The 4,127-nt window shown below is 64.7% G+C and carries 6 protein-coding genes; 4 read left to right on the top strand and 2 right to left on the bottom strand.

Annotation, left to right across the window (positions count from 1 at the left end):
- Together WKI94_RS11545 and WKI94_RS11540 are read right to left on the bottom strand one after the other, a co-directional pair.
- The coding region (locus WKI94_RS11545; RefSeq protein WP_337845874.1) for a response regulator at nt 1-425 on the bottom strand (425 nt) is incomplete at its 3' end.
- A gap of 34 nt (nt 426-459) precedes the next feature.
- Nucleotides 460-1,851 (bottom strand): DUF5666 domain-containing protein, encoded by a 1,392-nt coding sequence (locus tag WKI94_RS11540; RefSeq protein WP_337845873.1) that lies wholly within the window; start codon nt 1,849-1,851, stop codon nt 460-462.
- Between the two features lie 326 nt (nt 1,852-2,177).
- Between WKI94_RS11540 and WKI94_RS11535 the strand changes: the two genes are divergently transcribed.
- The 4 genes from WKI94_RS11535 to WKI94_RS11520 form a co-directional block, all read left to right on the top strand.
- Nucleotides 2,178-2,300: a twin-arginine translocation signal domain-containing protein gene (locus WKI94_RS11535; protein WP_337845872.1), complete on the top strand. Its 123-nt coding sequence runs from the start codon at nt 2,178-2,180 to the stop codon at nt 2,298-2,300.
- Between the two features lie 12 nt (nt 2,301-2,312).
- Nucleotides 2,313-3,224, top strand: coding sequence for a TRAP transporter substrate-binding protein DctP (dctP, locus tag WKI94_RS11530; protein WP_337845871.1), 912 nt, complete (start codon nt 2,313-2,315; stop codon nt 3,222-3,224).
- Between the two features lie 37 nt (nt 3,225-3,261).
- Nucleotides 3,262-3,777, top strand: a complete 516-nt coding sequence (locus tag WKI94_RS11525) for a TRAP transporter small permease subunit (protein ID WP_337845870.1) — start codon at nt 3,262-3,264, stop codon at nt 3,775-3,777.
- Nucleotides 3,767-4,127, top strand: a 361-nt coding sequence (locus tag WKI94_RS11520) for a TRAP transporter large permease subunit (RefSeq protein WP_337845869.1), incomplete at its 3' end; no start/stop codon positions are given. The genes WKI94_RS11525 and WKI94_RS11520, both read left to right, overlap by 11 nt.

The raw sequence follows: 4,127 nt of genomic DNA, 5'->3' as shown, positions 1-4,127 counted from the left end.
TTTCCCTGGTGGCGCAGGTGCTTTCGGCGCGGGGCTTGGGGATCGGTCAGGTGCTCAGGGCGGTGGCGTGAGTATGCAGCTGAATATCCGAAAGGGGGGTCCTCCAGGTGAAAGGGCTTGGCCAGGTAGTCATCGCCCCCCAGGTCCAGGCCCCGCACCCGGTCCTCCAGGGCGTCACGGGCGGTGAGGAATAGGATGGGCCCGCTGTACCCCCCTTCCCGCACCGCCTGGGCAAAGGCGAAGCCCGCCTCCTCCCCCTCGGGGAGCATGACATCCAGAACCAGAAGGTCGGGCTCCCCCTCCTCCATGGCGGTCCAGGCTTCCTCAAGACTTTGGGCCCAGACCACCCGGTGGTGGGCCTGCCCCAGAAGGCGCACCAAAGGCCGAGCAATGGCCCCCTCGTCCTCCACCACTAGGATCCGCATCCCTTCCAGGATAGACGAGGGGGCCGGCCATCCCCTACTTCAGCTTCACCTTGGAAGCCAGAAGGGCATCCCCCTGCAGGGTGCCCTTCACCTCCACCCAAGCCCCCGTGCGGTCTTGGCCGAAGAACTCGTCCGCCGAAAGGTGGCGATCGCGGGCCTTATAGCGGGTGTTGGCATCCACCCTGACGGTGTACCCCATGAGGCGGAAGGTGCGGTTCTGGGAATCAAAGCCCTCTATAGGGCCCTTGATCTCCAAGGTAGCGGTGTCCCTTTGCCCCTTGGCCTCCACCTTGACGGCGTAAGGGTACCCCTGTCCGTTCGTCCGGGTGGAATCGTACTTCACCTCCACCCACTCCCCCACCCCCAGGTCGCCCAGGGAGATGGGGTAGTCCCGGCGCTCCACGAGGGTGAACCCATCGGTGAAGAAGGTCTGGCCGCCCACGGTCAAGGTGCCGCCCTGGGGGTCCACCGCCTCCAGCTGCCCCTTGACCTCATGGTCCGCATGGCTCCTTCCAGAATGGGCGTATTTGACCTTGACCCGATCGGCCCGCAGGCGGCTACCCTCCAAGGTCCCCTTGACCTCCACCCAGGCCCCCTCCTGCAGGGTGCCTTCCACCTGGGCACCGCTATAGTCCACGGTGTAACCTCCCAGGGTAAAGGTCTGGGCCTGCAGGTCTAGGCCCGTAAAGGGCCCCTCGAGCTCTGCGGGAACCCCATTGGCCGGGCTGGGATTGGGGCGCTCCACACCCACACGGGTCGCCAGGATGGTGTTCCCCTGCAGGGTGCCCTTCACCTCCACCCAGGCTCCCTCCTCCAGGGTGCCTTCCACCTGGGCACCGCTATAGTCCACGGTGTAAGCCCCCAGGGTAAAGGTCTGGGCTGCGGGGTCCAAAGCGGTGGCCTCTCCCCGGACCTCCACCTCCTGCGGGGCGGTGCCGGAAGCCGGCTTGCGCTCTATACGGGTGGCCCGCACGGTCCCGTCCTCCTCCCGCACCCCCGAAACCTCCACGTAGTCCCCTACCCGGAGGTCGGCCAGGGTAAGGCTGGTGCGCTCCCCATCCGTGTCCTCCTCATAGATGCGGGTCAGGGCGTCCACGCGCACCGTCACCCCCAGCACCACCAAGCTGCCGCCTGCCACATCCACCTGCTCTATGGGCCCCTTGGCCTCGTAGCGCAGGGCCACCTCCGTCAGGACGATGCGCTGCCCCTCATCCCTTCCCTGCCCCTGGATTACGTGCCCTGGCCGCACCTCTTGCCCAGAAGGGGCCACCAGGGTCTTACCCCCAAGGGCTGGGGCCTCCTCCGTACCCCCCACCACCCCGGCCACCGTCACAGGACCGCCCCCTGCGGTGCCCTGGGGGGTCTGGTTGCAGGCTGCAAGGAGCAAAGCCGCCAAAACCGCCGTTCCCCATTTGCCAAAGCCCATGGTTTCACCTCCCAAGGAAAGGCTAGATGGGGGGCGTTAACCCAACGTTAACCATCCGCCACAGACCCCCTCCCCTCCGGGAGAAGCGAGCTCTCGAGGCCTGGAGCCCGGTGGGGGCCACCCCCCGCCCTCGCGCCGCCCAAGCTTGCATACCATCCCAGCGGTGATACGGAGCCCTTCCACCTAGGCGGAATCCCCGGGCGGGGACGGCCCCTCCATTTTCATTAGGTGAAACAAGGTTCTGGGTATTGACAAAAAAGGCCTCCATCCCGTATGTATAGGTGGACACGGGAAAACGCCAACCCCGCTTGGCGAAGGAGGAAGCCATGAAAAGCACCCGGCGGCAGTTTATCAAGAAGGCGGCCATCGGCGTAGCGGCCAGTAGCGTCTTTTCCCCTTTGACGATTGCCCAAGCTCCCCGCTTCCGCTGGCGCATCCAGAGCGCCTAGGACGCGGGCACCGTGGGCTACACCCTGTTCCAGCAGTTCACGGAACGGGTCAAGGAGCTCACCGATGGCCAGATTGAGATCCAGCCCTTCCCCGCGGGGGCGGTGGTGGGGACCTTTGACATGTTTGACGCGGTAAAAACCGGTGTCCTGGACGGCATGCACCCCTTCACCCTCTACTGGGCGGGGCGGATGCCGGTCACCGCCTTCCTCTCCTCCTATCCTCTTGGCCTGGACCGGCCGGACCAGTGGGAGACGTGGTACTACGGGCTGGGGGGGCTGGAGCTGGCCCGAAAGGCCTACGCGGAGCAGGGCCTAGCCTACATCGGCCTCGTCCAGCACGACTACAACCTCATCCATTCCAAGAAGCCCATCAAGAGCTTTGAGGAGTTCAAGGGGGTGAAGCTCAGGGTCCCGGGAGGGATGATCGCGGAGATCTTCGCCGCGGCGGGAGCGGCCACGGTCCTCCTTCCTGGGGGAGAGGTCTACCCTGCCCTGGAACGGGGGGTCATTGACGCAGCCGACTTTGTGGGGCCGGCGGTGAACTACAACCTGGGCTTCCACCAGGTGAGCAAGTACATCATCATGGGCCCGCCGGAAACCCCTTGCATCCATCAGCCCGTGGACCTGGCGGACATCACCCTCAACCTGAACCGCTGGCGGGCCGTGCCCAAACCCCTGCAGGAGCGCTTTGAAGCCGCGGTGCACGAGTGGAGCTGGGTGCACTACGCGGGGATTCAGAAGGCCAACCTCGAGGCCTGGCCCAAGTACCGGGCGGCGGGGGTACAGATCATCCGGCTCAGCACCGTGGATGTGCGCAAGTTCCGCCGGGTGGCCATCCCCATCTGGTTCAAGTGGGCTAAGCAGGACAAGTACGCCAAAGAGGCCTTCCAGAGCCAGCTGGAGTACATGAAGGCGCTGGGGTAAGTTACGGACGCCGACCTGCGCGGCCTAAGCCTCTAGCATGAGTTTCCTCCATCGCCTCCTGGGCTTCATCGACGGTCTAAGCCTCTGGTCTGGCCGCATCGCCAGCTGGCTTACCCTGGCGGCGGTGCTCCTCCTCACCCTCGAGGTGGTGCGCCGCTACTTCTTCAACAGCCCCACCCTCTGGGCCCACGAGGTCACCACCTTGATGTTCGGCCTCCTCTACGTCCTCACCGGGGCCTACGCCCACCGGGAACGGGCCCACGTGGGGGTGGATGTCCTCTACGTTCGCCTGTCCCCCAGGGGCCAGGCCCTTATCAATATCCTGGGGTTCGCCTTCCTAACCCTTTTTGCCGGTAGCCTTACCGTGTACGGCTGGCAGTTCTTCCTGGCCTCCTGGCAGAACCGGGAGTTCTCCCTGGCTAACGCCGCCCTTCCCATCTACCCCTTCAAGTTGGCCATTCCCATCGGATCCCTCCTGCTCTGGCTCCAAGGCCTAGCCCAGTTCATCCGCGATCTGGAACGTCTCCTCCGGGGAGGTCAAGATGCCCATTGAACTCCTCACCTGGCTGATGTTCGGTAGCCTTTTTCTCCTTCTCCTCACCGGCTACCCCCTGGCCTTCCTCACCGGCGGCCTTGCGGTCCTCTTCATCGCTGGGCTTTGGAGCCCCGAGGCCCTTTCTCTCCTACCCCAACGGGTCTGGAACAACATGACCCAGTACCTCCTGGCGGCCATCCCCCTCTTCATCTTCATGGCCTCCATGCTGGAGAAATCGGGCCTTATAGAGGAGATCTTTGACGTGGCTCAAAACTTGCACCTCCCGCATACCGTGCATAAACACCCATCCCCCCCTCCTCCCCCCGGGGGCCAAAGCCTGAGGACATGGAGCTCCCGCAAAAGCCCCT

Origin of the sequence: Thermus sp., from assembly GCF_037444525.1 — a bacterium.
Taxonomy (GTDB): Bacteria; Deinococcota; Deinococci; order Deinococcales; family Thermaceae; genus Thermus.
The sequence above is the reverse complement of the archived record's forward strand: the minus strand, read 5'-3'. Positions and strand labels throughout refer to the sequence as shown.

Coding starts and splice junctions, on each gene's coding strand:
- WKI94_RS11540 (WP_337845873.1), bottom strand. CDS start 1,851: ATGGGCTTTGGCAAATGGGGAACGGCGGTTTTGGCGGCTTTGCTCCTT.
- WKI94_RS11535 (WP_337845872.1), top strand. CDS start 2,178: ATGAAAAGCACCCGGCGGCAGTTTATCAAGAAGGCGGCCATCGGCGTA.
- WKI94_RS11525 (WP_337845870.1), top strand. CDS start 3,262: ATGAGTTTCCTCCATCGCCTCCTGGGCTTCATCGACGGTCTAAGCCTC.